We start from the raw sequence: 22,145 nt of genomic DNA on the forward strand, positions 1-22,145 counted from the left end.
TGACGGTAGCAGTGCGCTGCTACCGGGCGGAGTCAGCGTCAATCGCGACGCCAGCTCGCTCACGCCAGAGCTGCAGGTGATGCTCGATGGTTGCATGATCTCCCCGAAGCGCGGCTTCGCTGCCGGGTGAGAAAAGAACCAGCACCTCCGATTCGTCGAGGGTGCTGAGCCAGCCCGCGAAGGCGGTTCGCTTGTCATCGCCGTAGGATTCGGCGAGCATTTCGAGGAGATCGCGTCTAACGCCTTCACCAGCCATACGTCGGGTGAGGCGCGTGTGGGCTACGTCCCGGCTGGCGGCGTTCCACGCGTCGGAGAACGACGCGTACCCGCGTGAAAGGTCGAGGTTCGGCGGGATCTTCGGCAGGTCTGTGCGTCCTCTCACCAGGATTGGAACGGCCTGCTCTCGGACCCATTCTTCCAACTGCCCCACCTCGTGCATGAGGGTGTACACCGTACCGGTGTGAGGTCTCCGGACAACCACCTCCGGCCAGATGGAGACGCCCATCTTCGTACCTCGAGGAACGGAAGCAAGAACGCTGCCAACCTCAGCGACCTGTTGCTCGCCGGCGAGCAAGGCGGTGTGTGACCCATCCTCGAGGTCGACCCGACCGACTCGGGTCAGCGTGACGCTCGGCTCTCGGTGCTTCGCGAAGTTCGTGTGCTCTGCGAGACGTCTCAGGGGGTGCATGTCCACGTCTCGGCGGTGAAAAGGCTGGAGCCGGTGAAGGCGTTCGTACAGCTCGCTCCCGCGGACGAAGACGCCTAACGGTCTGCGTCGCTTATCGGAGGCCCAGGCATCGAACGCTTCCGCTGAGAGCTTCGCCGGTACCTCGATCAGGGCAGCCTCTTTGCGATCCAGATCGCGCCCCAGTTGCGACTCGACCTCCGCGAACAGGCAGTGTTCCATGAGGTTGCGGGTCTGATTGAGAGCGTCCGCGAACAGCCGGGGCACTGCTTGCGGCAGCGGTGCGATCGAAGCGAGCACGACCTCCTCGGTGGTCGGCGTCAGCCTCTGAGCCAGTTTGAGGGGGTCGGCAGCCAAGTATGGATGCAGAATCTGCCCGAGCCGCAGAATCTGCGCATCTACGTGCGCAGCGGTGTACAGCGCATGCTCTTGATGCTCCGGCAGCCAGCTGTCACTCATTCGCGTCAACCGGTCGCGGGCCACCTGAGTGCTGAGCCTGTCCCATGTCGTGAGCCTAATCGCGGCGTCAGGACCTCTGATCCTCTTTGCAGACGCTCGCACCCCCGCGATCCCGCTCGAGCACTGCTCAGACGCCAGATACCTACTCAGCCCCATCTCACTTCAACGTCTGGCCCATTGGCCACGATAAGACCAGTTATCCCGACTATCGGCGCAGTCCCATCCCACTCCCCTGTCTGGCCCTTTCCCGACGATAAGACCACTTATCGCAACTATTCGGCGCATACCTACGTGGCTCAGAACCCGGTTATCTCCCTGAGTCGCACTTTCTTAGCCACACACCCCGATGCCAGCAGGAGGATCACGGTCAATCCCCAGCAACGAGTTCGCCTCCCGTGGCGCGCCAGTCGACCAGGCCACGCGCCATGTTCACCGCGTCGTACCCGAACTCCCCAAGCAGGTTCGCCGCTCCGCTCGACAGCAAACCGCCTGTGCAGAACGTGATGAGTAACCGGTCCTCTGGCAGCTCACCCGCGCGTTCCTCGAGCTGCGCCAGCGGGATCAGCACCGCCCCCGGGATGTGATGCCGCCGCCACTCCTGTATTCGCCGGACGTCGACGATGAGGGCGCCGGCCGTCACGAGCACCCGCGCCTCTGCGGCGCTCACCGCGCACGGTCGGCGGAAGAAGTGTCGGGCCGACGTCACCGGCGATTCTCCGCGCGCACGTTGATGAGCGTAAGGATGCCGCCGAGCACGGGAACGAGAGCCATTAGGCGCGTCCGCAGCATCAGATCGCGCCCGAACAGCGCCGTCACCGCCACGGCGACGTAGAGTGCGCCGTGAACCGGGCCGATCGCAGGCGCCACCCCGTCAGCATGTACGAGGAACAGATTGACGAGCAGAACAACGATGCTCAGCAGTTCGAGCCCGGAAAGCACCTCGAGGGTACGCAGCAAGGGTCTCATTCCGCACCCGGCCGAACGATCATGATCACGACGACAGCGACCCACATCAAGTTGAAGACTCCCGTCAGTGCACGCAGGTTCGCGAGTCGCCGGGGATCAGACGCGGAGCCCAGCGCATCACGCTGCGCGGGCACGATCCTCAACACGAGCAGGGCTCCGGCGACGGCGGTGAGCACCATGGCGATGGTGATCCAGATCTCGCCGAGCCTCCCCTGCACGGCGGCGAGAACAAGGCCGACGAGAGGAACAGTCAGCGCCATTATGCCGTAGGTACGAGTGATTCGATGCAGCAGCTTGGCCGGTTCGACTCCACCGACCGGAGCGTCAGCGGCCGATGCAGTGCTCGACGCGGAGGGAGCGAATCGCGGGAAGAGACTCGTGGTGACGGCGACGGGGCCGATGAAGAGGATGCCGGCGACGACGTGCACGGACAGGAGTACGTTTTCCACACCTTTAGATTACCTAAAGGTTCTGGTCTCCCGCAAACGTCGCGATCAGATGGGCGTGCAAGGCATCGGAGAGTTGCGGATACTTCGCGGCGAATTCCTCGTCGAGCACGGCGATCCTCGCAGCAGCATCCGACAGGAGCCGCCCACCTCGACCGGTGACCTCCAGGTGAGACGCTGCACCGGCACGTGCCGTGGCATCGTCGACCAATCCGGCATCCTTCAACGCGGCGACCGCGATATGGGCGCTCGGCGCCGTGATTCGCGACCGGCGCGCCAGCTCGCTGAACGAGATACCCGGGGTGGCACGGATGTGTCCGAGCAACGCGTATTTGCGCGATGTGAGCCCGAGTGGCTTCAGGACATCAGCGAAAGATTCCTGCCAACCCGCAGCTACGGTGAGCAGCGCGATCGTGGGACTGAAAGGCGGAGTCTCTGACACCCGCTCAGGCTACCTGCCGCGACGGTCGTCGAGTCTCGGGCGCGAGGGCGCAGTCACACCCGCGTGACGGTGGTTCAGCCCCCATCACCCCACAACGGACAGAGCAAGACCGATTGGATCCACTCTTCCAGCGGCCGCGCGATCGACACACGCTCGGGATGCATGAGCCATTGCAACTGCAGACCCTCCTGCAACGCGATGAGGTCCCGAGCGAAGCTCTCGGGATCGATGCCAGGGCGAAGCAGTCCGACGCCTCGCACCTGAGTGAGCGCGCGCGAGGTGCCGGCGATGATCCGGGAGAAGTGTTCGCGGAAGTATTCGTGTGAAGGGTGGGACATCTCGGTGGCCTCAGCACTGAGCACGACGAAGAGTCTAACCATCGCCGGCCTGCCCTCATTCAGCCGAGCCAACCTGACCATCCCCCGAAGAACACCCAGACCTCCAGGCTCTTGCGATCCGCTCTCGACGAACACGGCCCTGTCGATCCGCTCGCGTTCAGCCAGAACGGCAAGAAGCAGATCCTCCTTCGATCGAAAGTGATGCAACAGGCCCGCGCGCGAGATTCCGACGTCCCCGGCGATCTCGAGGATGGAGGTGCCGTCGAAGCCTGCGCGCGAAAAGCTGCGGGTTGCGGCCTCCACGATCTCTGCGCGCCGCGCCACACCCTTCGGATACGTGCCCGTACTCAGTGTCACCACTCTCCTTCTGCAGGGTAAACATTAATCGGGATCATAAAACCAACACTAGTGTAGGTTTTGTGCTAGCGTGGCGTTCTCGCCGATGACCCGTCCGGCGCCCGCAGTTCACTTTGACGAAGGAGTCTCCGTGTCCACCGAATCCGCTGCGCCTCCGGCCCCCTCGGCCCCCGAGGCCCACTCCACCTCAGGGCCCCGTGGCCCACGGGAACCCCGCGGCTATGCCATCACCTTCTCCCTGGCGTACACCGGCCTTTTCTTCGCGATACTCACGCCGATCCTGGGCGGCCTCTCGGTGAAGCTGCAGTCGCTGGTCGGCCTCGAGGACGCTCCTCTCCAGCTCGGCCTCGTCACGGGAATCGGCGCTCTGTTCGCGCTTGTGGCGCAGCCGATCGCCGGGCGACTCTCCGATGCGACGATCTCGCGCTGGGGCATGCGCCGACCGTGGATCGTGATCGGCGTGGTCGGTACCTTCCTGAGCCTCGTCGGCGTCGGACTCGCTCCGAATGTCGTGGTGCTCACGGTCGCCTGGTGCGCCGCTCAGACCTTCACCAACTTCGCTCAGGCCGCCGAGGCGGCGTCGCTCGCCGATCAGGTTCCCGTGCGACGACGCGGATACGTCTCGGGACTCGCTGGAGCAGCGGTTCCGATCGCGATCCTCGCCGGAGCGACCAGCCTGAACTTCCTCCCAAACGACTTCTGGCGAGCCGCGGCCCCGGGAGCGGTGGGGCTCATCTTCGGGCTGTTGTTCGCACTCACCCTCAAGGACAAGGTGCGCTCCAAGCGCCCCAACGCACCGATGACGTTCTTCAACTTCATCAGCACGTTCCTCTTCAACCCTCGACGCATGCCGGATCTGGGATGGGCGTGGTTGACCAAGGCGATGATCATGCTCGGGTACGGGGCGGTCGGCACCTACCTGACTCTCTTCCTCGCGACCAGCTACGACATGGACATCCCTGAGCAGCTGCAGTTCAACCTCTCAGCCACCTTCGTCTCGGTCGCGTTCATGATCGCGGTGAGCATCATCGGCGGGAAGCTGTCGGATGTCGCGGGACGGCGTCGCGTGTTCGTCTCGATCGGCGGCGTCCTCGCAGGCGCCGGCATCCTGCTTCTCGCCGTCTCTCCGAATTTCGGTACAGGCGGTCTCACGGTGATCCTTGTCGCCGAAGCCCTTATCGGCGCCGGCATGGGTCTGTTCTTCGCGGTGGATGCCGCCCTGTGCATCGACGTGCTTCCGGACGATGGGAACACCGCGAAGTACCTCGGCATCCTGAACATCGCCAACACGTTGCCCGCGATGGTCGCACCGCTCATCGCCGGCGTCATCTTCATCCCCCTGGGACAGACGCTGTTCGGCGCCGGCTACACACTGTGGTTCGTCGTCGCGGGGCTTGTCGCCATCGCCGGCGGCGTACTGGTCTTCCGAGTCAGAGGAGTTCGTTGATGCCCACCCTTCGCCATCCTTACCAGGATCCGACCCTCAGCCCCGAGCAACGCGCAAGGGATCTGGTCTCGCGGATGACCCTCGAGGACAAGGCCGGAGCCATGTTCCGAGCGATCGTCGCGGTCGGTCCCGTGGGCCGTCCCTCGTCGGCATTCAGTTTCCCCTCGCTGACCTCGCTCGTCATCAATCACCGCATCACCGATCTCTATGTCGTCGGCGACGCAGACGATGCCGCGGGATTCGTGAAATGGGTCAACGAGGCTCAGGAGCTCGCGTTGGGATCGACCCTGCCGATTCCGATCACATTCTCCAGCGATCCCCGACACGGGTTCATCGAGAATCCCGGCACCGCTGCGCTCTCGAGCATGTTCTCCCAGTGGCCCGAGAGCTTGGGTCTCGCGGCATTGCGTTCACCGGAACTCGTCGAACGCTTCGCCGACATCGTTCGACAGGAGTATGTGGCGGTGGGACTCCGCGGCGCACTGCACCCACAGATCGACGTCGCCACCGAGCCGCGGTGGGCTCGCGCGGGAGCCACGTTCGGTGAAGATGCCGAGCTCACGTCGGCACTCGGCGCCGCGTACATCCGCGGGCTCCGGGGAGGCGAGCTCGGGTCGCACTCCGTCGCTGCCATGGCCAAGCACTTCCCCGGTGGCGGCCCTCAGAAAGACGGCGAGGATCCACACTTCGTCTACGGCAAGGAACAGGTGTATCCGGGTGGTCGGTTCGAGTACCATCTGAAGCCGTTCCGAGCAGCGATCGATGAAGGCGTCGCGGAGATCATGCCTTACTACGGCATGCCGGTAGGCACGAAGTTCGACGAAGTGGGGTTCGCGTTCGAGAAGGCGATCGTCACGGGTCTCCTCCGACAGGAACTCGGCTTCACCGGGACTGTGTGCACAGACTTCGGGCTGCTCACCGATGTCGAGATCCTCGGCAGCGACATGCCCGCTCGGGCGTGGGGGCTCGAAAGCACCACCCGCCAGGAACGGATCGCCCGCCTGATCGATGCCGGCGTCGACCAGTTCGGTGGAGAGATGTGCACGGAAGAATTGGTCGCGGCCGTGCGCAAGGGGCTGGTCTCCGAAACTCGTGTGGACGAATCCGTTGTGCGCCTCATGACTCTCAAGCTGCGTCTGGGGCTCTTCGAATCCCCCTACGCCGACCCGAAGCAAGCGATTCAGATCGCCGGCTCCGCAGACTTCCGGCAGGAGGGCGAGAAGGCTCAACGCGAAGCCATGACAGTTCTCACCAATCGACGCGATCCCGGCGGCACACCCACCTTGCCCGTCACCGAAGGACGGCGCCGCGTCTACGCGGAGAACCTCACTGTTCCGCCGGGACTCGATTGGGACATCGTCGATGATCCTGCTGCCGCCGATCTGTGCATCCTCCGCCTGAGCTCACCGTTCGAATCGCGAGGGGTGGGATTCGAGGCTTTCTTCCACGCGGGCTCTCTCGAGTTCCCCACGGCGGAGATGGACAGGCTCGTCGCTGTGTGCGAGGCAGCACCGACCATCGTCGCGATCACCCTCGATCGCGCGACCGTGCTCGGACCGCTGGCGGATCACGCAGCTGCCATCGTCGTCAACTACGGGGCGTCGGATGCGGCCGTGATCGATGTTCTGACGGGAGTAGTCACCCCGAAGGGGCGCCTGCCGTTCGATCTCCCTTCCTCCATGGAAGCGGTCGAGCAGAGCCGGGAGGATGTGCCCTTCGATACCGAGGAGCCGCTCTTCCGGTGCGGGCATGGTCTTGACTACGCCGAATCCGCCACCCACGTCGCCGACGGTAAAGTTCACGAGGAAGCCGCGTCGACCCGGCACTGATCCCGAGGAGGCCACGGATGCGATTCGCCGATGACGGAACACATCAGCCAGGGTCCCCCAATGTCGTCGAGGTCCGCGGGGCACGCGTCCACAACCTCAAGAACATCGACGTCGATGTCCCGTTGCGCGGCCTGGTGGCGATCGCCGGGGTATCCGGTTCCGGCAAATCGTCGCTCGCGATGGGAGTGCTCTACGCGGAGGGCTCCCGGCGCTACATCGAAGCGCTCTCCACCTACACGCGGCGACGGATGTCGCAGGCGACGCGGGCGGATGTCGACTCCGTGCGCCACGTCCCGGCCGCTCTGGCACTCCGACAGCGTCCGGGAGTTCCGGGTGTGCGGTCGACCTTCGGCACGTCGACTGAACTGCTGAACGTCATCCGGGTGCTGTTCTCCCGGCTCGGCTCGCATGTGTGCCCGAAGGGGCACCGACTCGAGCCGACGATCGACGTCGCCGCCAACCTCGACCTGGTGTGCCCCGAATGCGGGGCGGTTTTCACCCCGCCCGGTGCAGAGACGCTCGCGTTCAACTCCGAAGGTGCGTGTCCGATGTGCACCGGGACGGGCATCGTCCGGGCCGTCGACGATCGCTCCCTCGTACCCGACCCGTCGTTGACCATCGCCGCGGGCGCCGTGGCCCCGTGGGGAATGTTCGGCCTCACCGTGATGCCGCAGGTCGTCGCCGAGTTCGGCGTGCGCACCGATGTTCCCTATGCAGAGCTCTCCGACGCTGAGCGGGAGATCGTTCTGCACGGTCCGGAAGAAAAGAAGCACATCGCCGTGCGCTCCAAGAACGGCAAGCTCTTCGAGCTGGACTTCACCTACCGCAACGCGCGACTCGCGGTTCAGGAGGCGCTCAACAATGCGGAGAGCGAGAAGGGGCTGGCCCGAGTCAACAGGTTCATCACGTCGCAGACGTGCACGGCCTGCCAGGGCACGCGCCTGAGCGACGCGGCGAGACTCCCCCGCGTCGCCGGCAGGAATCTGGCCGAGGTGACCGCGATGTCTCTCGACGACGTCACGCCGTGGCTGCAGAGCATCCCCGCGACTCTCCCGCAGGAGATGCAGACGATGACCATGTCGATCATCGGCCAGTTCGCGCAGATGGCGACGCGACTGATCGAACTCGGTCTGGGTTACCTGAGCCTCAATCGCTCCAGCTCGAGCCTCTCGACAGGGGAACGGCAGCGAGTGCAACTGGCCAGAGCCGTGCGCAATGAGACCACGGGGGTCCTCTACGTCCTCGACGAGCCGTCCGTGGGACTCCATCCGGCGAACGTCGACGGCCTGATCGGAGTGATGCGCGATCTGCTGTCGAACGGCAACTCGGTGGTACTCGTCGACCACGACGTGCAGGTGCTCCGCGAGGCGGATTGGATGATCGAGATCGGCCCGGGGTCAGGGGCTGCCGGCGGCACTATCCTCGCCGCCGGCACTGTGGCAGACCTCGGCACACTGCCCGAATCGCTGATCGGCGGATTCCTCGCCGATCGTGAGCCGCTGCTGGTGCGCGACCGCGCCGAAGAGGGAGATGTCTTCGCTCATGGCCGCATGGAACTGCGCACGCGGGCTTTGCACACCGTGCACCCCCTCGACAGCGCGATACCTCGCGGTCGCCTGACCGCAGTGACGGGGATGTCAGGCTCGGGGAAGACCACCCTGGTTTTGGAGAGCCTGGTCCCGGCGCTGCAATCGCTCATCGGCGATACGAGCCGCCCTGCACATGTCCTCGATCTCACCGCGCCTGGCATCGCGCACGTACACATCGTGGATGCCGCGCCGATCGGCACGAACGTGCGCTCCACCATCGCCACGTACAGCGGAGCCCTGGACGATCTCCGCAAGGCCTATGCGGCGTCACCCGATGCTCGGGCGCACGGACTCAAGGCCGCCGACTTCTCCTACAACACCGGGTCTCTGCGCTGTCCACGTTGCGAGGGCACCGGCCAAGTCGTCCTGGATGTGCAGTTCCTTCCTGATGTCGACATCTCGTGCCCCGACTGCGCCGGTAGCAGGTACGGCGCTGAGGGCCACGCGATCCGGCGAGCCGGATCCGATGCTCCGCCGATCTCGCTTCCCGCACTTCTCGGGCTCACCGTCGCACAGGCATTGCCGCACGTGACGGACCTTGCGAAGGTGCGGAAGAAGCTGCAGACGTTGATGGATCTCGGGCTCGGATATCTCACGCTCGGCGAAGACACCCCCGCGCTGTCCGGTGGAGAGGCGCAGCGGCTGAAACTCTCCACAGAACTCGGGCGCGATCAGTCCGATTCGCTCTTCGTTCTGGATGAACCCAGTGTCGGTCTTCATCCGTCGGACACGCGCGTGCTCCTGCGGGTGCTCGATCGACTGCTCGAACGCGGAGCAACGGTGATCGTGATCGAGCACGACCTCGACGTGATTGCGAACGCCGATTACGTCATCGACATGGGGCCTGGCGGCGGAGTCGCCGGGGGACGAATCGTTGCGACTGGCACTCCCGAGCAGATCGCCGCTGCGACGGAAAGCGCGACCGGTCGCTATCTCGCGGCCGCGTTCACGCGTCATCCCACCGGCAGCTCAGAAGCGTAGAGGCCATTGCTGCACCGAACGCAACGAGTACATCTCATGCGCTGAAGGCCGTATCCTGAGCCCATGAGATTCGATCATTGCGCACTGCAGGAGTGCGGCGTCGCGCGGTTCCTCAGCCTGCTCGACGGCCCCTGGGCGACGCTCATCGTGCGCGAGCTTCTGAAGAAGCCGCACCGGTTCAACGAGCTCCTCTCGGCACTGCCGGGAATCAGTGCCCACACGCTCTCGAGCCGACTGCGCAAGTTCGAAGCGCACGAGCTGGTGACCCGCACCGCCTACGCCGAGATCCCTCCTCGCGTCGTCTACGAGCTGACGCCGGTGGGGATGCAGCTGCGCCCGGTGCTCGACGCGATGAATGCCTGGGCGATGACCGTCCCGCCCCACCTCTTCGGCCTCGATGAGGAACCGACGCCTACGCTCACCGCTGACTGACCGGGGCCCGGTGGCGGCGAACGGCATCGTAGTTGCCGCACTTCGCCGAACAGTAAGAGCGCCGTCCATTACGACTGGTGTCCACGTACACGACAGGGCAGCGATCCCGCAGGCAGACGCCCAGACGAGACCCCTCCGACTCGACGACGAAGAGCGCGAGCCCACCGGCGGTGACAGCACGCACACGTGCGACGACATCCTGGGCATCAGGGGCGAAGTGCAGGTGCGGACGGAGCCCGTCGTGGGTCGTGAGATACGGACTCGTTGCGCCGGCCAGGAGGAGGCGATTGATGGTGTCGCAACGCTCGTCTGCTGTTGCAGCGAGGAACACCGGGACGATCTGATCCGCCCATTCCCGTAGCTGCTCGCCGTCGCGCTTGTCCAGCTCTGCCCGCCGGATCTCATGGTCCGCAAGAACGGTGGCCGCAGCGCCGACGTCCCAGCCCCGCCGTGCGAGGGTCACGAGATCCGCGGCGAGCAGCGGGCCGGTCATGTTGTCATGGTTGAACTGCATTGACCCATTGCATCACAGTGAGGAGATGGACGTCATCACCACGGGGATCGCCCCGATCATCCTGCTCCTCGGGGGCGGTCTGATCCTTCGGTGGCGCGTGCTGACAGACGCCGGGTTCTGGACGGGACTGTCGTGGGTGAGCTACTGGGTCTTCACTCCCGCGCTCTTTCTCACCTCCATCAGCGGCGCAGATCTCGCGGCCGTGCCCGCGGGGCCGCTTGCGCTCAGCGTCGGCATTCCCACGCTGCTGGTAGCCGCACTGTCGGTCGGTGTGGCGCTCCTCACCCGAGCGAATGGCCCCCAGCTCACCTCCCTGATGCAGGGCTCCATCCGCATCAACACCTACGTCGGGCTGGTCTTCGCATCAGCGCTGCATGGGCAAGAAGGAGTGGCGACGTTCGCACTCGCCAGCGCCATCGTCGTACCGCTGGTGAACGTGATCTGCGTCACGACGCTCTCGCTCTTCGGCAAAAGGGACACAGGACGGCGGCGCCTCGCGCTGTGGAGAGATCTCGCATCGAATCCCCTCATCCTCTCCTGCCTGGCCGGAGTCGCGCTCAATCTGGGCGACATCGAGATGCCTGCGGTCCTGCAGACGACGATCGAGATGATCGCGGCCCCCGCCCTCGTCGTCGGCACCATGGTCGCCGGCGCCGCACTGCGATTCACGTTCCGCCCGCGAGACCTGGTCGATGTCGGTACCGCTGTTCTCCTCAAACTACTCGCGCTGCCGCTCGCGGCGATGTCCATCGCGCTGGCGTTCGGAATCACCGGCGCGACCCTCACGAGCATCATTCTCATCACGGCGGTCCCGACTGCGCCCAGCGCCACCGTCCTTGCATCGCGGATGGGGGGCGACACTCGGCTCGTGGCGGCCATCACCGGCATTCAGACCGTGCTCGCCGTCGCCACGATCCCCATGCTGCTCATTCTTGCTGGCACCCTGTCCGCGTGAGGAGATCACGCGGACAGGGTCGTTCGTGCGGGCGGGCGGGTCAGCGCACCCCGTACCCCAATCCGTGTCCGAAGCGCAGCAGCGGGTCAGCAGTGTCGAACGGAACATCTGAGCGCGATGCTTCGACCGCCGCCATGCTGGACGGCAGATCGAAGGGGAGGCGACCCCTCGGCGCATCGTGACCGAACAGCACGTCGAGCACCGCGCGCGGGTGGGCACCGTAGTTGGCGACGACCGCATGCGCCGATTCCAGGATCGGGGTGAGGATCGCCGGACGATCGAGGAAGACATCGACGACCGTGGTTGTCGACGCGCTCAGCTGAGCGATGTGCGACACGGTCTCGTCATCCATCGCGAGCGAGCCCGCATGGAAGTAGTTCTCGAAGGCCGTGGAGCGCTTCTCATACGGTGCATGGATGCGCACGATGGCGAGGTCCGCCTCGAGCGGATCGGTGACGACAGTGCCGTACTCCGCAGCGACATCCTCGGGGATGCCCTCGACGTACAGGCGCCGTCCCTCCGCGGCGGGCAAAGCGGAGCGCCCACCCTCGGAACGGTTCGTGAGCAGCGTCAACGACGCACGCTGAGCCGCGAGGCCCGCGGCGATGAACGCGGGCGCACCGACCACACGAGACGCCTCCACCGGATCGACGTACGGGTCGTCGAAGAGACCGAGCACGAATTTCTCGGCGAGGAGCCTGCGCGCCGAGACATCGAGCCGAGATTCCGAGATTTCACCCGCCTCAACCAACTCGACGAGCATCTCGGGACATGCTTCTCCGCCGAACTGATCCACGCCCGCATCGACGGCCTTGCGCATCCGCTGCCGCGGGGTGAGGTCTTCCACACCCCAGGCCCGCGCGGGGAATGGTTCTCCCTCGACCGTCGCGTCGTTGATCAGACCCCAATCTGTGCAGACGATTCCGTCGAAGCCCAGCTGTTCGCGAAGAAGTTCCGTGATGATCGAGCGGTTGAACCCGAAGCCCACTTCTTCGTACTCCGTGCCGACCGGCATGCCGTAGTACGGCATCATCTGCGACGCACCTGCGGCGATCGCCGCACGGAACGGCTCCAAGTGCAGATCGAACCGACCGCCGGGATACACCTGCTCGCGTCCGTAGGCGAAGTGCGGGTCCTCGCCATCCTTCTGCGGCCCGCCGCCCGGGAAGTGCTTGGCCATCGTCGCGACCGAGTCCCGTCCGAGCGCCTCGCCCTGGAAGCCCTGGATGTACGCGACACCGAGCCGACTCGTCAGTTCGACGTCTTCACCGAAAGTATCGAGCTGGCGCGCCCAGCGCGGCTCGGTGGCGAGATCGATCTGCGGGTGCAGAGCAACACGGATGCCGACGGCGAGATACTCCTGGCGAGCGATGTCAGCGAACTGCCGAACGACGCCCTCGTCTCGGATCGCGGCGAGCCCCAGGGCTTCCGGCCACACGGAGAACGCCCCGGCGAGAAGTCCGGCGAGCGGATTGTCGCTGTAGGAATTCCGAGGGTCGGTCGACACCGTCACCGGAATCCCGAGCCGCGTGGTGAGCGCTAGGTCTTGTATGTGATTGTTCCAGCGCGCCATCGCCTCCGGCGACCCTCCGGTGAGGAGGTTGAAGTGACTCATGTGCCGATGTGACACATACTCCGCGTTCGATGGGAGGTCGAACTCTTCATCACCATCGGAGAGTGCACCGTCCTCCCCCATCGAGATCATGGCGTGGAAGAACAGGCCGGCCTTCTCCTCCAGCGTCATCTGGGCGAGGAGGATCTCCACCCGCTCCTCGACCGGAAGACTGCTGTCGCGGAAGCGTACGTCGATGCTCTGATTGTCGGAATCCATGAGTGCGCCTTACTTCGTGCCCTTGACTCGGAAGATGAGAACTGCGCCCGCCAATGCGGCAGCCGCGCCGACCAGGTAGAACAACGAGTAGCCGCCGATCGCGGTCGCCGCGCCCAGCGCGATGACTCCCGGTGCGATGGCCGGAGCGATGGACTGCGGCAGCGCATTGGCGATGTTGATGACGCCGAGGTCCTTGGCCGTGTCTTCGACATCGGGGAGCACCTGCGTCGCCAGGGCGAGCGAGACCGAGAGGAAGGACCCGATGCCGAGTCCGATCAGTCCCTGACCGACGATCACCATCTCGACGGTCGGCGCGAAGGCGAGCACGACGAGCCCGGCCACCATGATGATGCCGGCGGCGAGGACGAACGGCTTCCGGCGCCCGAGCTTGTCGGAGAGGTAACCCGCGAGCGGCCCGGAGATCGCCTGCGCGCCGACTGCCGCGAGGTTGCAGATCAGGACGGCCGTGATGGCCTCTGCTTCCGTCAGGAGGAACTTGTCGGTCAGATAGAGCGGCAGATAGGTGGCGATACCGGCGTAACCGAACATCACCAGGAATGTCGTGAGCCAGGTCCAACCGAAGTCGGGGTTCTTGCGAGGGTTGAAGACGAAGGATCCGGCGAAGTCCTTCCAGCCGTAGCTCGTCGACGGCGGCGTGAGACGCACCCCATCCTTCAGCAGCATCGCGAACAGCACCGTCAACACCAGACCGATGAGCGCGGGTACCGCGAATCGCGAGAGATCCGAGTCGAGGAAGTTGACCGCGAACGTTCCGCCCAGGATGCCGAGCGACGTGGTGATCCCGATGATTCCTGACGCGAGGCCGCGCTTCCATACCGGCATGCGATCCGCGATGGTGGCGTTCAACGCTGCCAGCGTGCCATTGAGGGCGGCCTGCGCGACGCACCATCCCACGAGCACCATCCACACCTCGCTCGCCAGACCGATCGTCACGAGAGCCGCGAATCCGACCACGGCACCGAGGATCAGCCAAGGCCGTCGCATACCGAAGCGCGACATGGTGCGGTCCGACAGGCGCCCGACGAGCGGATTGAAGATGATCGCGAAGAGCGTGCCGACGCCCATGACGAGGCTGAGCGCGGCGACCGACTCGCCGCGGTTCGCGGTGATGTGCTCGAGCTTGAAGGCCAGTGAGACGAACACGGGTGTGAGCAGCGCCAGGTACACGCCGAAGTTGGCGAGACCCAGCGTCGGCAGATACGCCGGAGAGACGGGGCCGGCCGGCAGGGACCGGGTGAGAGGCGTGGTGGTGGAGGGTTCAGTCATCGTCGACTCCTTGGTCGCGCCCGAAGGGGGTGGGCTCGGACCAGAGTAACGCAAATTCGAACAAATTGTAAGTCAATGCCGATCTATTCGTAGATGAAACGCGCGTGCGATCATGAGACGGTGAGATCTTCCGAGCACGCTTCGTCCCGCACCGCATCGACCGCGCTGACGCGACAGCGGATTCTCGCTTCAGCCAGAGCGCTGATCGGCTCGCGAGGCGGCGCACAGGTCTCACTCGAGGACATCGCGGCTGCATCTGAGATCACGCGCCCCGGGCTCCTCGGCCACTTCCGCTCGATGGATGCGCTGATGACAGCGGTGGAAGCCGAGTTCTGCGCGGAAACCGGACTGCAGATGTCGACTGGTGTCCATTCCTGGGCAAACCTGTTGGAGATCCCGGACTATCGCTCGATGTCCGTACAGTTCTTGAGCCTCGCATTGACGACCGATTCACCATCACCGTCCGCGGCCTGCCACCACAGGCAGCTCCTCGAGTCAACCGAGAGCCTCCTCATCCAGCGTTCCGCCTCGACCTCGCTGACCCCTCAAGGGCTCGTCGCCGCGTGGGAGGGGCTGCTCGTACTGCAGGCATACTTCCCGTCGCTCGATCCCGCTCGAATCGTCCAGGCGCGCCTCGATCCATCGCACGCCCGGCCGTCAACACCCTCCTCCCGCACGGCCCCCGCATCCCCGGAATCGCTGATCCCCGACCAGTTCGGCTATGCGCGTGGTCGCTCCCGTCGGCGGGAAATCGTCGAAGACGCCACCATGCTCTTCGCCCGCAACGGATACCACGGAACCACCATCCGGCAGCTCGCATCCGAGGTGGGCATCTCCGCGTCCACACTTCTCCACCACTTCGGACACAAGGCGGGCCTGCTTGCGGAGGTGCTTCGCCACCGAGACGAGCAGCTCGTTCATCGGCGCGGTCAGCGGGACATGGATGCGCGCACGGAGCTCGCAGAGCTCGGCGATGAGGCGCGCCGGGATCTGGACGTGGAGCGAGGGCTCGTAGACATGTACGCCGTGCTCTCCACCGAGGCCATTCACCCCGACCATCCAGCGCACGCCTACTTCACCGATCGCTACTCCCGCACGATCGACTACTTCGAGGGCCTCATCGCGAACAGCGACTCCGGGTCTCCGGATCCACGGCTCGATGCCGTGTGGCTCGTCGCGCTGTGGGACGGACTGCAGTATCAACTGATCCTGAGTCCTGACGATATGGATCTCCCCACACAGCTGGATCATCACATCCAGACATCCCTGGGAATCGCTCCGGCCACGAAGAGCTCAACCCCTGACGAACCTCACGCGCCGGATGAGCGCACATCCTCCAAGGTGTAATACAGTAGCTACCAGGTTTGTAGAGTAATCCGATTCGGACCTCATACCCCAGTCGCACGGAGGAGCCATGGCCGGAGAGAGAACTCGAGAGCGAGGCGAGCTCGAGGGCGAGGTCATGCGGCTGCTCTGGCAGCACGTGGATCCCATGAGCGCGCGCGACCTGCAGGAGCTTTTCACCGGACAGGTGCCCGCGTACACGACCCTTCTCACGGCGCTCACCCGCTTGGAGAAGAAGGGGCAGGTCGTCCGCTCGGGAGACTCCCCCCGGAAGGTGCGCTTTCAGGCCGCGCGCTCGGGAGAAGAGTTCACGAGCGATTCGATGCTCTCCGCCTTGGATCGGGCAGGAGACCGCCACGCGGCACTGCTCGCCTTCGCCGGAACGCTTGACGACGACGACGTCGCGCTGCTGAAATCCGCGTTCGGTCGGAAGTCCTCGAAGCGCTAGCAGATGCTCTTCTGGGTTGTGCTGGCCTGCGGCATCGCATCGATCACGGTCGCCCTCCTCGCACCCCTTCTGCTCACCGTGGGACGCTGGCAACTTCTACACCCGCGTACCGCGCTCTCGGTGTGGTTCGGGGCGTTCTTCACCGGCATCGCACTGGCCCTCGCCGGGCTGATCATCGGCGTCGCCGGCGCCGTCGTCGCCTCGCATACCCCGACCGGTTCAGAAACGCTGTTGATGACGATCCTCGGCTGGGCCGGCTTGGGCGCCTTCGGCGCGATCGCCGCTTTCGTCGCCGTGTCCGCCGAGCCGGTCCTCTCCTCCGAGACAGGGGCGCTGCATTCGCTGGCACCGATCGCCATCAGCCGCGAACAGCGACGCGGGTTCACCCTGGTCCGGTTCGAATCGGATCAGCCGATCGCCTTCGCCGCATCAGGCAGACCGTCCGAGATCCTGCTGTCGACGGGCATGGAGTCGCTGCTCCCCTCCGCTCAGTTGCAAGCCGTCCTCGCTCATGAGTACGCGCACCTGAGGCAACACCATGCGTGGGCCACGCGAATCGCTCGGATCAACGCTCTCTGCCTCCCGCGAACACACTCCGCGCGCGCGCTGCGAAGAGCCACCACGCTTCTCGTCGAACTGGCTGCGGACGACCAGGCAGCGCGCCTCGCCGGACCCGCGCATCTGGCGAACGCTCTCTCAACGCTCGCTGCAGCATCGAACGATGTCGGTCTGGAGCTTCGCGCCGAGAGGCTCGTGGACAAACGATGGCCGGGCGCCGTCAAGCGTCGACGGCCCCCCGCTGCCTTCGCCAGCGATTCCTCGGCGTGAGGCGGCTCTGGATCGCACCTGCTCTCGCATCGTGGCTGTTCAGGCCCGAGGCTTCCAGCCGCACGCACGGATCACCCATGACCACGCCGCGCGCGCCCGTCGACGGATCCGATGGAAGAGAAATCTCGTCGCATCCCATTCCTCAGCGAGAGTGGACGGGCGGTCATCCTCATCCCTCGGGGGCGCAGTGAGTCCGATGACCAGGATCAGCACCAGGAGCGCCACCAGCAGCATGACGGCGGAGATCATGCTCACTTTCGCGACTCCGTCATCTGACTCACCTCTTCGATTCCGCCTCTCAGGAGATCGGCGATACGGGCCTCATCGAGATCCGAAGCAGGTAGTGTTAACGCTACATCCGGTAGTTATCCCCGCCATCGCGGCGCGCTGATAAAACTACAGGATGTAGACTTGAATGCAGTAAAGAGTGGAGTGGAAATGTCGGAGTTCACATTCGAGGTCACCGGAATGACGTGCGAGCACTGCGAGCACGCGGTGGGATCAGAACTGTCCCAACTTCCCGGTGTCCAGAACGTCGTCGCGGATGCGACGACCGGACGCGTGAGTGTCACCCACGATCTCCCGGTGGACCGGAGTTCCTGGGAAGCCGCGGTCGGTGAGGCCGGGTACAAAGTGGGTTCGTGGCCTGTACGCCACGATGCGTGAAGATTCTGCCTCGAAGGCCCCCAGCGATCCCGCTCTACTGCGCCCGTCCCGTCGCCTCCTGATCGGGGGCGGCATCGTCGCTGCCATCTTCGGGATAGGTCTGCCCGTCGGCATCACTGTCGCACTCGGGGAGGCGCCCTACAAGAAGCTCTTCCAGTCGTTCCCCGGCCTTGATGTCGGGGTAGTGACCACCGCGCTCTTAGTGGCGGCGGACGCCGGGATTCTGCTGAGCATGGGCATCCTCGCCTACCTGCTGTTCTTGCGCGCCACGCCCGCGAAACGCGCGATGCGCTTCGAGTACGGCTTCGAACTCCGCGCTCTCCGAGTCACTGCATCGATCTGGGCGGCGAGCGCCGCGGGCCTGGCCGTGTTCGAGTCCTTCGATGCTAGTGGTGCGCAGCTCGAGCGCATCCTCGAGCCGGGAGCACTCGCGTTCCTGTTCGAGGCGAGCACTGCCCCCATCGCGTGGACGATCAGCCTCGGAGGGGCACTCATCGTCCTGTTCGCGTCGTTCTTCGTCGATCGCTGGACGGGAATGCTGATCCCGCTGTGGGCATCTTTCCTCGCCACGCTCGCTCCGGTCGTGTCGGGGCAGGTCCTCGTCGGCCCCGATCACGATTTCGGCGGCGATGCTGCCGTCTTCCAATCGCTCGCGGTCAATCTGCTCTTCGGCGTCGTCGCGGTCTACTGGCTTCGGGTGTGCTCCGGTCGGTTCATCGACCCCGAGTCCCTTCGGCGCCTCTTTCTCCTGGCGGCGATCCTGCTGCCGGTCATCGCCGCGTCCGACGTCGTCATCACCTTGTTCAAGCTCGCCGGGACACCCCTCCTCGGGGCTCTGACCGGCTGGCTGATCGTCGGGCGATGGGCCGCATTTCTCATCGTCGCGATCCCTCTGATCGCGCTTCGCGCTCTCTGGCGCCGCGCACGCGTCCGCGCGGAACATATCGTCGCATGCCTCTCCGTCGCGTCCTTCGGCGTCATCGCCTGGGTAGGCACCACAGCCGCAATGACCCGGCAACCCCCGCCGCAGTACTTCGTGCCGACGACCATCTCGCAGACCTTCATGGGTTTCGAGGTCGCAGATGCGCCGAGTATCGAGGTGCTGTTCGGGCATTGGCGACCGAACGTGCTGTTCCTGGCGATCGCGACGGTCGGGATCGTCGTGTACCTGCTCGCCGTACGTGCGCTGCACCGCCGTGGCGACCACTGGCCGCCCGGGCGAACCGTCGCGTGGCTGCTTGGCTGGGCGATCATCATCTTCGCGACCAGCTCAGGCTTCGGCAAGTACTCGGCGCCGGACTTCGGCATCCACATGATCGTCCATATGAGCCTCAACATGCTGGCACCCGGCATGCTCGTGCTCGGCGGGATCGTCACGCTGCTCCTGCGTGCAACGCGCTCGGTGCCCGAATCACCCGTGGGGCCGCACGACTGGATCACTTGGGTGCTGCACTGGCGAGTGCTCCAGTTCCTCTACAACCCCCTGATCGTGTTTGTGGTGTTCATCGGCTCGTACTACGGGCTGTACCTCACGGGGATCTTCGGCGACTACATGCGCTTCCACTGGGCGCATCAGTTGATGAATCTCCACTTCCTGATCGTCGGCTATCTGTACTACAGCCTCATCATCGGGGTCGATCGCCCGCCCCGCCCGCTCCCCCATGTGGGAAAGCTGGGGTACGCGCTGGCCGCGATGCCCTTCCACGCGTTCTTCGGCATCATCCTGATGACGAGCACGACCCTGATCGCCGAGAATTTCTACCTCTACCTCAGGCTCCCGTGGGCTGACCTTCCCGCGCAGCAGTATCTCGCGGGCGGTGTCGCCTGGGCGGGAGGAGAGATCCCGCTCCTGATCGTCATCATCGTGCTTCTGATCCAATGGGGTCGCCAGGACTCGAAGGAAGCACGGCGCAAGGACCGGCACCTCGACACGGGGAGGGATGTGGAGTTCGACGCCTACAACGAGATGCTGCGCCAGCTCTCCGCCCGCTCCGCAGCGAGCGATGAACTACGCCCGGGCCCGCAGCCCGAGAAGGAGCCACAGAGATGACCCCCCCGACTACGCGAGAACTCGAAACCCCCTTCGAGCTCGACGTCTCCGGCATGACCTGCGCGGCGTGCGCCGGTCGTGTCGAACGCGCTCTGAACAAGCTCGACGGCGTCACCGCAACCGTCAACTACGCGACGGAGCGGGCCGTGCTGACCGGCATCTCGACCGAGGAGTCGGCACGCGCGATCGCGCAGATCGAGAGCGCGGGCTATGGCGCCCATCTGCGAGACGGATCAGATGATGCCTGGTCGCAGCGTGCCACTGAGTTCCGGATCTCCTCGCTCCGGCGACGACTGGCGGTGGCCGCACTCCTGACCGTCCCGCTGATGGACATCACCCTGGTCCTGGCCCTCGTCCCCGGATGGCGGTTCCCCGGCTGGGAGTGGGTCTGCGTGCTGCTCGCACTGCCGATCGTCACCTGGGCCGCGTGGCCGTTCCACCGCGCGACCTTCCGCAATCTGCGTCACGGCATGGTCAGCATGGACACCCTGGTGTCTCTGGGCATCGCGGCGTCGTTCGGCTGGGCGGTGGCGACACTGCTCTTCGGCGTGGGTGCCGGGTCGGAGGGCTATTGGCTCGGCTTCGGCTCGACCCCCGAGGGCGCCGACTCGATCTACCTCGATGTGGCCGCGGGCATGACCACCTTCCAGCTCGCAGGCAGATACTTCGAGACACGCTCCCGCCGGAAGGCCGGAGACGTGCTCGGCGCACTGAGCGCACTCGCTGCCACGCATGTGCGAGTGCTGCGCGACGGGGTCGAGACGGTGGAGCCGGCCGGCCAGCTGCGCTCCGGTGACGTGTTCGTGCTCCTGCCTGGCGAGACCGTCCCCGCTGATGGTGTCGTCCTGAGCGGCAGCGCAGCCGTCGACGCGAGCATGATGACGGGCGAGCCGATGCCGATCTCGGTCACCAGCGGAGACACCATCACCGGCGGCACCATCAGCACCGACGGCCGGCTCGAGGTGCAGGCGACCTCAGTCGGCGCGCACACCCAGCTCGCCCAGATGGCTGCGCTCACCGAGCAGGCGCAGGCCCGCAAGGCCGATGTGCAGAAGCTGGTCGACCGCGTGGTGACCTGGTTCGTTCCCGTAGTGATCGGACTCGCCATCGTCGTCGGGATCGCGTGGGCACTGAGCGGCGCCCCCGACGACAAGGCAATCGGCGTCGGGATCAGCGTGCTGATCATCGCCTGCCCCTGTGCGCTCGGACTCGCTACCCCCACCGCGCTGATGGTCGGCATCGGGCGCGCTGCGACGCTCGGCATCCTGATCAAGGGGCACGACGCTCTGGAGGCATCAGGCGCGGTCACGACCGTGGTTCTCGACAAGACGGGCACACTCACCACCGGCACGATGACGGTGCAGGACACGGCGGTGTTCGACGTGGAGCCGCACGAGATGTGGAGGCTCGCCGCCTCCGCCGAACGCGGCTCGGAGCACGCGATCGCACGCGCCATCGAGCGTGCGGCCGCACCGTTCTCGACCGATCTGCGCCCGCTCAGCGAATTCACGGCGAAGCCAGGACTCGGCGCTGTCGCCACGATCGACGGCACCCGTGTCGTCATCGGCAACGTCTCACTGATCGAAAGCGAGGCGGTGCGCTTCCCGGCCGAGGCCCGCGCGGCCGTCGAACGTTTCGAGAACGATGGCCACACGACCGTGCTCGTCGCCGCTGACGATGTCGTGATCGGCGTGCTCGCGCTGTCGGATTCCCTCAAGCCTCGCGCGGCTGACGCTGTCAAGGCTCTCCGCGAGCAGGGGCTGGAGATCCTGCTGCTCACCGGCGACTCTCCGGCGGCTGCGGCGCGCATCGCTGCCGAGCTCGGCGTTGATGGGGTCCACGCCGGGGTGCTTCCGGCGCAGAAGGCGGACGTGATCTCGACACTGCAGGCTCAGGGCAAGCGCGTCGCGATGGTCGGCGACGGCGTCAACGACGCGGTCGCACTGGCCACCGCCGACCTCGGCCTCGCGATCGTCACCGGCACGGACATCGCCCTCAAAGCGGCCGACATCATCCTGGTCCGGGATGACCTGCTCGTCATTCCCGACGCGATCGCGATCTCGCGCAAAACGCTGCGGACGATCAAGATGAACCTCGTCTGGGCGTTCGGTTACAACGTCGCGGCGATTCCTATCGCCGCCGCGGGCCTGCTCAACCCTCTGATCGCCGCCGCCGCGATGTCGCTGTCCTCGGTGTTCGTCGTCTACAACAGCCTCCGTATCCAGAAGGTGCGCGGCTCGCGCTGACTCCC

21 protein-coding genes are annotated in these 22,145 nt (G+C 65.4%); 11 read left to right on the forward strand and 10 right to left on the reverse strand.

The window, feature by feature from the left end; genetic code table 11:
- Positions 1-19 precede the first annotated feature (19 nt).
- From ACZ0AA_RS10265 to ACZ0AA_RS10290, 6 genes are all read right to left on the reverse strand, one after another.
- Positions 20-1,144 carry a hypothetical protein gene (locus ACZ0AA_RS10265; RefSeq protein WP_311258528.1) on the reverse strand — a complete coding sequence of 375 codons (1,125 nt, stop codon included), beginning with the start codon at positions 1,142-1,144 and terminating at the stop codon, positions 20-22.
- A gap of 367 nt (positions 1,145-1,511) precedes the next feature.
- Positions 1,512-1,850 carry a rhodanese-like domain-containing protein gene (locus ACZ0AA_RS10270; RefSeq protein ID WP_311258527.1) on the reverse strand — a complete coding sequence of 113 codons (339 nt, stop codon included), beginning with the start codon at positions 1,848-1,850 and terminating at the stop codon, positions 1,512-1,514.
- Positions 1,847-2,110, reverse strand: a complete 264-nt coding sequence (locus ACZ0AA_RS10275; protein WP_311258526.1) for a hypothetical protein — start codon at positions 2,108-2,110, stop codon at positions 1,847-1,849. The genes ACZ0AA_RS10270 and ACZ0AA_RS10275 overlap by 4 nt, the downstream gene beginning before the upstream one ends.
- Complete coding sequence (locus ACZ0AA_RS10280; protein WP_311258525.1) at positions 2,107-2,559, reverse strand: hypothetical protein; 453 nt, start codon at positions 2,557-2,559, stop codon at positions 2,107-2,109. Before ACZ0AA_RS10280 ends, ACZ0AA_RS10275 begins: the two co-directional genes overlap by 4 nt.
- A 13-nt stretch (positions 2,560-2,572) precedes the next feature.
- Complete coding sequence (locus ACZ0AA_RS10285) at positions 2,573-2,998, reverse strand: MarR family winged helix-turn-helix transcriptional regulator (protein ID WP_311258524.1); 426 nt, start codon at positions 2,996-2,998, stop codon at positions 2,573-2,575.
- 74 nt (positions 2,999-3,072) lie between these two features.
- Positions 3,073-3,693 (reverse strand): TetR/AcrR family transcriptional regulator, encoded by a 621-nt coding sequence (locus ACZ0AA_RS10290; RefSeq protein WP_311258523.1) that lies wholly within the window; start codon positions 3,691-3,693, stop codon positions 3,073-3,075.
- Between the two features lie 130 nt (positions 3,694-3,823).
- Between ACZ0AA_RS10290 and ACZ0AA_RS10295 the strand changes: the two genes are divergently transcribed.
- From ACZ0AA_RS10295 to ACZ0AA_RS10310, 4 genes are all read left to right on the forward strand, one after another.
- The gene (locus tag ACZ0AA_RS10295) at positions 3,824-5,140 is read left to right on the forward strand and encodes an MFS transporter (RefSeq protein WP_311258522.1); all 1,317 of its coding nucleotides are present in this window, start codon (positions 3,824-3,826) and stop codon (positions 5,138-5,140) included.
- Positions 5,140-6,969, forward strand: coding sequence for a glycoside hydrolase family 3 protein (locus ACZ0AA_RS10300; protein WP_311258521.1), 1,830 nt, complete (start codon positions 5,140-5,142; stop codon positions 6,967-6,969). Before ACZ0AA_RS10295 ends, ACZ0AA_RS10300 begins: the two co-directional genes overlap by 1 nt.
- 17 nt (positions 6,970-6,986) lie before the next feature.
- The gene (locus ACZ0AA_RS10305) at positions 6,987-9,539 is read left to right on the forward strand and encodes an excinuclease ABC subunit UvrA (protein ID WP_311258520.1); all 2,553 of its coding nucleotides are present in this window, start codon (positions 6,987-6,989) and stop codon (positions 9,537-9,539) included.
- A 63-nt stretch (positions 9,540-9,602) separates the two neighbouring features.
- Positions 9,603-9,971 carry a winged helix-turn-helix transcriptional regulator gene (locus tag ACZ0AA_RS10310; RefSeq protein WP_285362845.1) on the forward strand — a complete coding sequence of 123 codons (369 nt, stop codon included), beginning with the start codon at positions 9,603-9,605 and terminating at the stop codon, positions 9,969-9,971.
- Here ACZ0AA_RS10310 and ACZ0AA_RS10315 read toward each other — a convergent pair.
- Complete coding sequence (locus tag ACZ0AA_RS10315; RefSeq protein ID WP_463512864.1) at positions 9,958-10,464, reverse strand: CGNR zinc finger domain-containing protein; 507 nt, start codon at positions 10,462-10,464, stop codon at positions 9,958-9,960. The genes ACZ0AA_RS10310 and ACZ0AA_RS10315 overlap by 14 nt on opposite strands.
- Before the next feature lie 46 nt (positions 10,465-10,510).
- Here ACZ0AA_RS10315 and ACZ0AA_RS10320 point away from each other — a divergent pair, with 46 nt between their 5' ends.
- Positions 10,511-11,440 (forward strand): AEC family transporter, encoded by a 930-nt coding sequence (locus tag ACZ0AA_RS10320; RefSeq protein ID WP_463507507.1) that lies wholly within the window; start codon positions 10,511-10,513, stop codon positions 11,438-11,440.
- A 40-nt stretch (positions 11,441-11,480) separates the two neighbouring features.
- Here the strand turns inward: ACZ0AA_RS10320 and ACZ0AA_RS10325 are convergent, their stop codons facing one another.
- Both ACZ0AA_RS10325 and ACZ0AA_RS10330 read right to left on the reverse strand, forming a co-directional pair.
- The gene (locus ACZ0AA_RS10325) at positions 11,481-13,271 is read right to left on the reverse strand and encodes a glycoside hydrolase family 3 protein (protein ID WP_311258519.1); all 1,791 of its coding nucleotides are present in this window, start codon (positions 13,269-13,271) and stop codon (positions 11,481-11,483) included.
- 9 nt (positions 13,272-13,280) lie between these two features.
- Entirely contained in the window at positions 13,281-14,558 is a 1,278-nt protein-coding gene (locus tag ACZ0AA_RS10330) for an MFS transporter (protein WP_463499156.1), read from the reverse strand.
- 120 nt (positions 14,559-14,678) lie between these two features.
- On the opposite strand from ACZ0AA_RS10330, the gene ACZ0AA_RS10335 reads away from it, so the two are divergent.
- The 3 genes from ACZ0AA_RS10335 to ACZ0AA_RS10345 all read left to right on the forward strand — a co-directional run bounded on the left by ACZ0AA_RS10335 (position 14,679) and on the right by ACZ0AA_RS10345 (position 17,178).
- Positions 14,679-15,905, forward strand: coding sequence for a TetR/AcrR family transcriptional regulator (locus tag ACZ0AA_RS10335; protein ID WP_463499153.1), 1,227 nt, complete (start codon positions 14,679-14,681; stop codon positions 15,903-15,905).
- Positions 15,906-15,972: 67 nt separating this feature from the next.
- On the forward strand, positions 15,973-16,350 hold the full coding sequence (locus ACZ0AA_RS10340) for a BlaI/MecI/CopY family transcriptional regulator (RefSeq protein ID WP_463499150.1): 378 nt from the start codon (positions 15,973-15,975) through the stop codon (positions 16,348-16,350).
- Positions 16,351-16,353: 3 nt separating this feature from the next.
- Entirely contained in the window at positions 16,354-17,178 is an 825-nt protein-coding gene (locus ACZ0AA_RS10345) for a M56 family metallopeptidase (protein WP_463499147.1), read from the forward strand.
- A 39-nt stretch (positions 17,179-17,217) separates the two neighbouring features.
- Here ACZ0AA_RS10345 and ACZ0AA_RS10350 read toward each other — a convergent pair whose 3' ends face one another.
- Positions 17,218-17,427, reverse strand: coding sequence for a hypothetical protein (locus ACZ0AA_RS10350; protein ID WP_463512865.1), 210 nt, complete (start codon positions 17,425-17,427; stop codon positions 17,218-17,220).
- A 189-nt stretch (positions 17,428-17,616) separates the two neighbouring features.
- On the opposite strand from ACZ0AA_RS10350, the gene ACZ0AA_RS10355 reads away from it, so the two are divergent.
- The 3 genes from ACZ0AA_RS10355 to ACZ0AA_RS10365 are packed head-to-tail and all read left to right on the forward strand — an operon-like array spanning position 17,617 to position 22,140.
- On the forward strand, positions 17,617-17,844 hold the full coding sequence (locus tag ACZ0AA_RS10355; RefSeq protein WP_463499141.1) for a heavy-metal-associated domain-containing protein: 228 nt from the start codon (positions 17,617-17,619) through the stop codon (positions 17,842-17,844).
- The gene (locus ACZ0AA_RS10360; RefSeq protein ID WP_463499138.1) at positions 17,837-19,894 is read left to right on the forward strand and encodes a cytochrome c oxidase assembly protein; all 2,058 of its coding nucleotides are present in this window, start codon (positions 17,837-17,839) and stop codon (positions 19,892-19,894) included. Before ACZ0AA_RS10355 ends, ACZ0AA_RS10360 begins: the two co-directional genes overlap by 8 nt.
- Positions 19,891-22,140 carry a heavy metal translocating P-type ATPase gene (locus tag ACZ0AA_RS10365; protein WP_463499136.1) on the forward strand — a complete coding sequence of 750 codons (2,250 nt, stop codon included), beginning with the start codon at positions 19,891-19,893 and terminating at the stop codon, positions 22,138-22,140. The genes ACZ0AA_RS10360 and ACZ0AA_RS10365 overlap by 4 nt, the downstream gene beginning before the upstream one ends.
- Positions 22,141-22,145 lie beyond the last annotated feature (5 nt).

Source organism: Microbacterium sp. AC035, assembly GCF_979258485.1.

Excerpts from the sequence above, each read along its gene's own strand:
- ACZ0AA_RS10310 (WP_285362845.1), top strand. The coding sequence starts at position 9,603 with ATGAGATTCGATCATTGCGCACTGCAGGAGTGCGGCGTCGCGCGGTTC.
- ACZ0AA_RS10330 (WP_463499156.1), bottom strand. The coding sequence starts at position 14,558 with ATGACTGAACCCTCCACCACCACGCCTCTCACCCGGTCCCTGCCGGCC.
- ACZ0AA_RS10275 (WP_311258526.1), bottom strand. The coding sequence starts at position 2,110 with ATGAGACCCTTGCTGCGTACCCTCGAGGTGCTTTCCGGGCTCGAACTG.
- ACZ0AA_RS10350 (WP_463512865.1), bottom strand. The coding sequence starts at position 17,427 with ATGATCTCCGCCGTCATGCTGCTGGTGGCGCTCCTGGTGCTGATCCTG.
- ACZ0AA_RS10355 (WP_463499141.1), top strand. The coding sequence starts at position 17,617 with ATGTCGGAGTTCACATTCGAGGTCACCGGAATGACGTGCGAGCACTGC.
- ACZ0AA_RS10265 (WP_311258528.1), bottom strand. The coding sequence starts at position 1,144 with ATGAGTGACAGCTGGCTGCCGGAGCATCAAGAGCATGCGCTGTACACC.
- ACZ0AA_RS10340 (WP_463499150.1), top strand. The coding sequence starts at position 15,973 with ATGGCCGGAGAGAGAACTCGAGAGCGAGGCGAGCTCGAGGGCGAGGTC.
- ACZ0AA_RS10300 (WP_311258521.1), top strand. The coding sequence starts at position 5,140 with ATGCCCACCCTTCGCCATCCTTACCAGGATCCGACCCTCAGCCCCGAG.
- ACZ0AA_RS10345 (WP_463499147.1), top strand. The coding sequence starts at position 16,354 with ATGCTCTTCTGGGTTGTGCTGGCCTGCGGCATCGCATCGATCACGGTC.
- ACZ0AA_RS10360 (WP_463499138.1), top strand. The coding sequence starts at position 17,837 with ATGCGTGAAGATTCTGCCTCGAAGGCCCCCAGCGATCCCGCTCTACTG.
- ACZ0AA_RS10320 (WP_463507507.1), top strand. The coding sequence starts at position 10,511 with ATGGACGTCATCACCACGGGGATCGCCCCGATCATCCTGCTCCTCGGG.
- ACZ0AA_RS10305 (WP_311258520.1), top strand. The coding sequence starts at position 6,987 with ATGCGATTCGCCGATGACGGAACACATCAGCCAGGGTCCCCCAATGTC.
- ACZ0AA_RS10325 (WP_311258519.1), bottom strand. The coding sequence starts at position 13,271 with ATGGATTCCGACAATCAGAGCATCGACGTACGCTTCCGCGACAGCAGT.
- ACZ0AA_RS10365 (WP_463499136.1), top strand. The coding sequence starts at position 19,891 with ATGACCCCCCCGACTACGCGAGAACTCGAAACCCCCTTCGAGCTCGAC.
- ACZ0AA_RS10315 (WP_463512864.1), bottom strand. The coding sequence starts at position 10,464 with ATGACCGGCCCGCTGCTCGCCGCGGATCTCGTGACCCTCGCACGGCGG.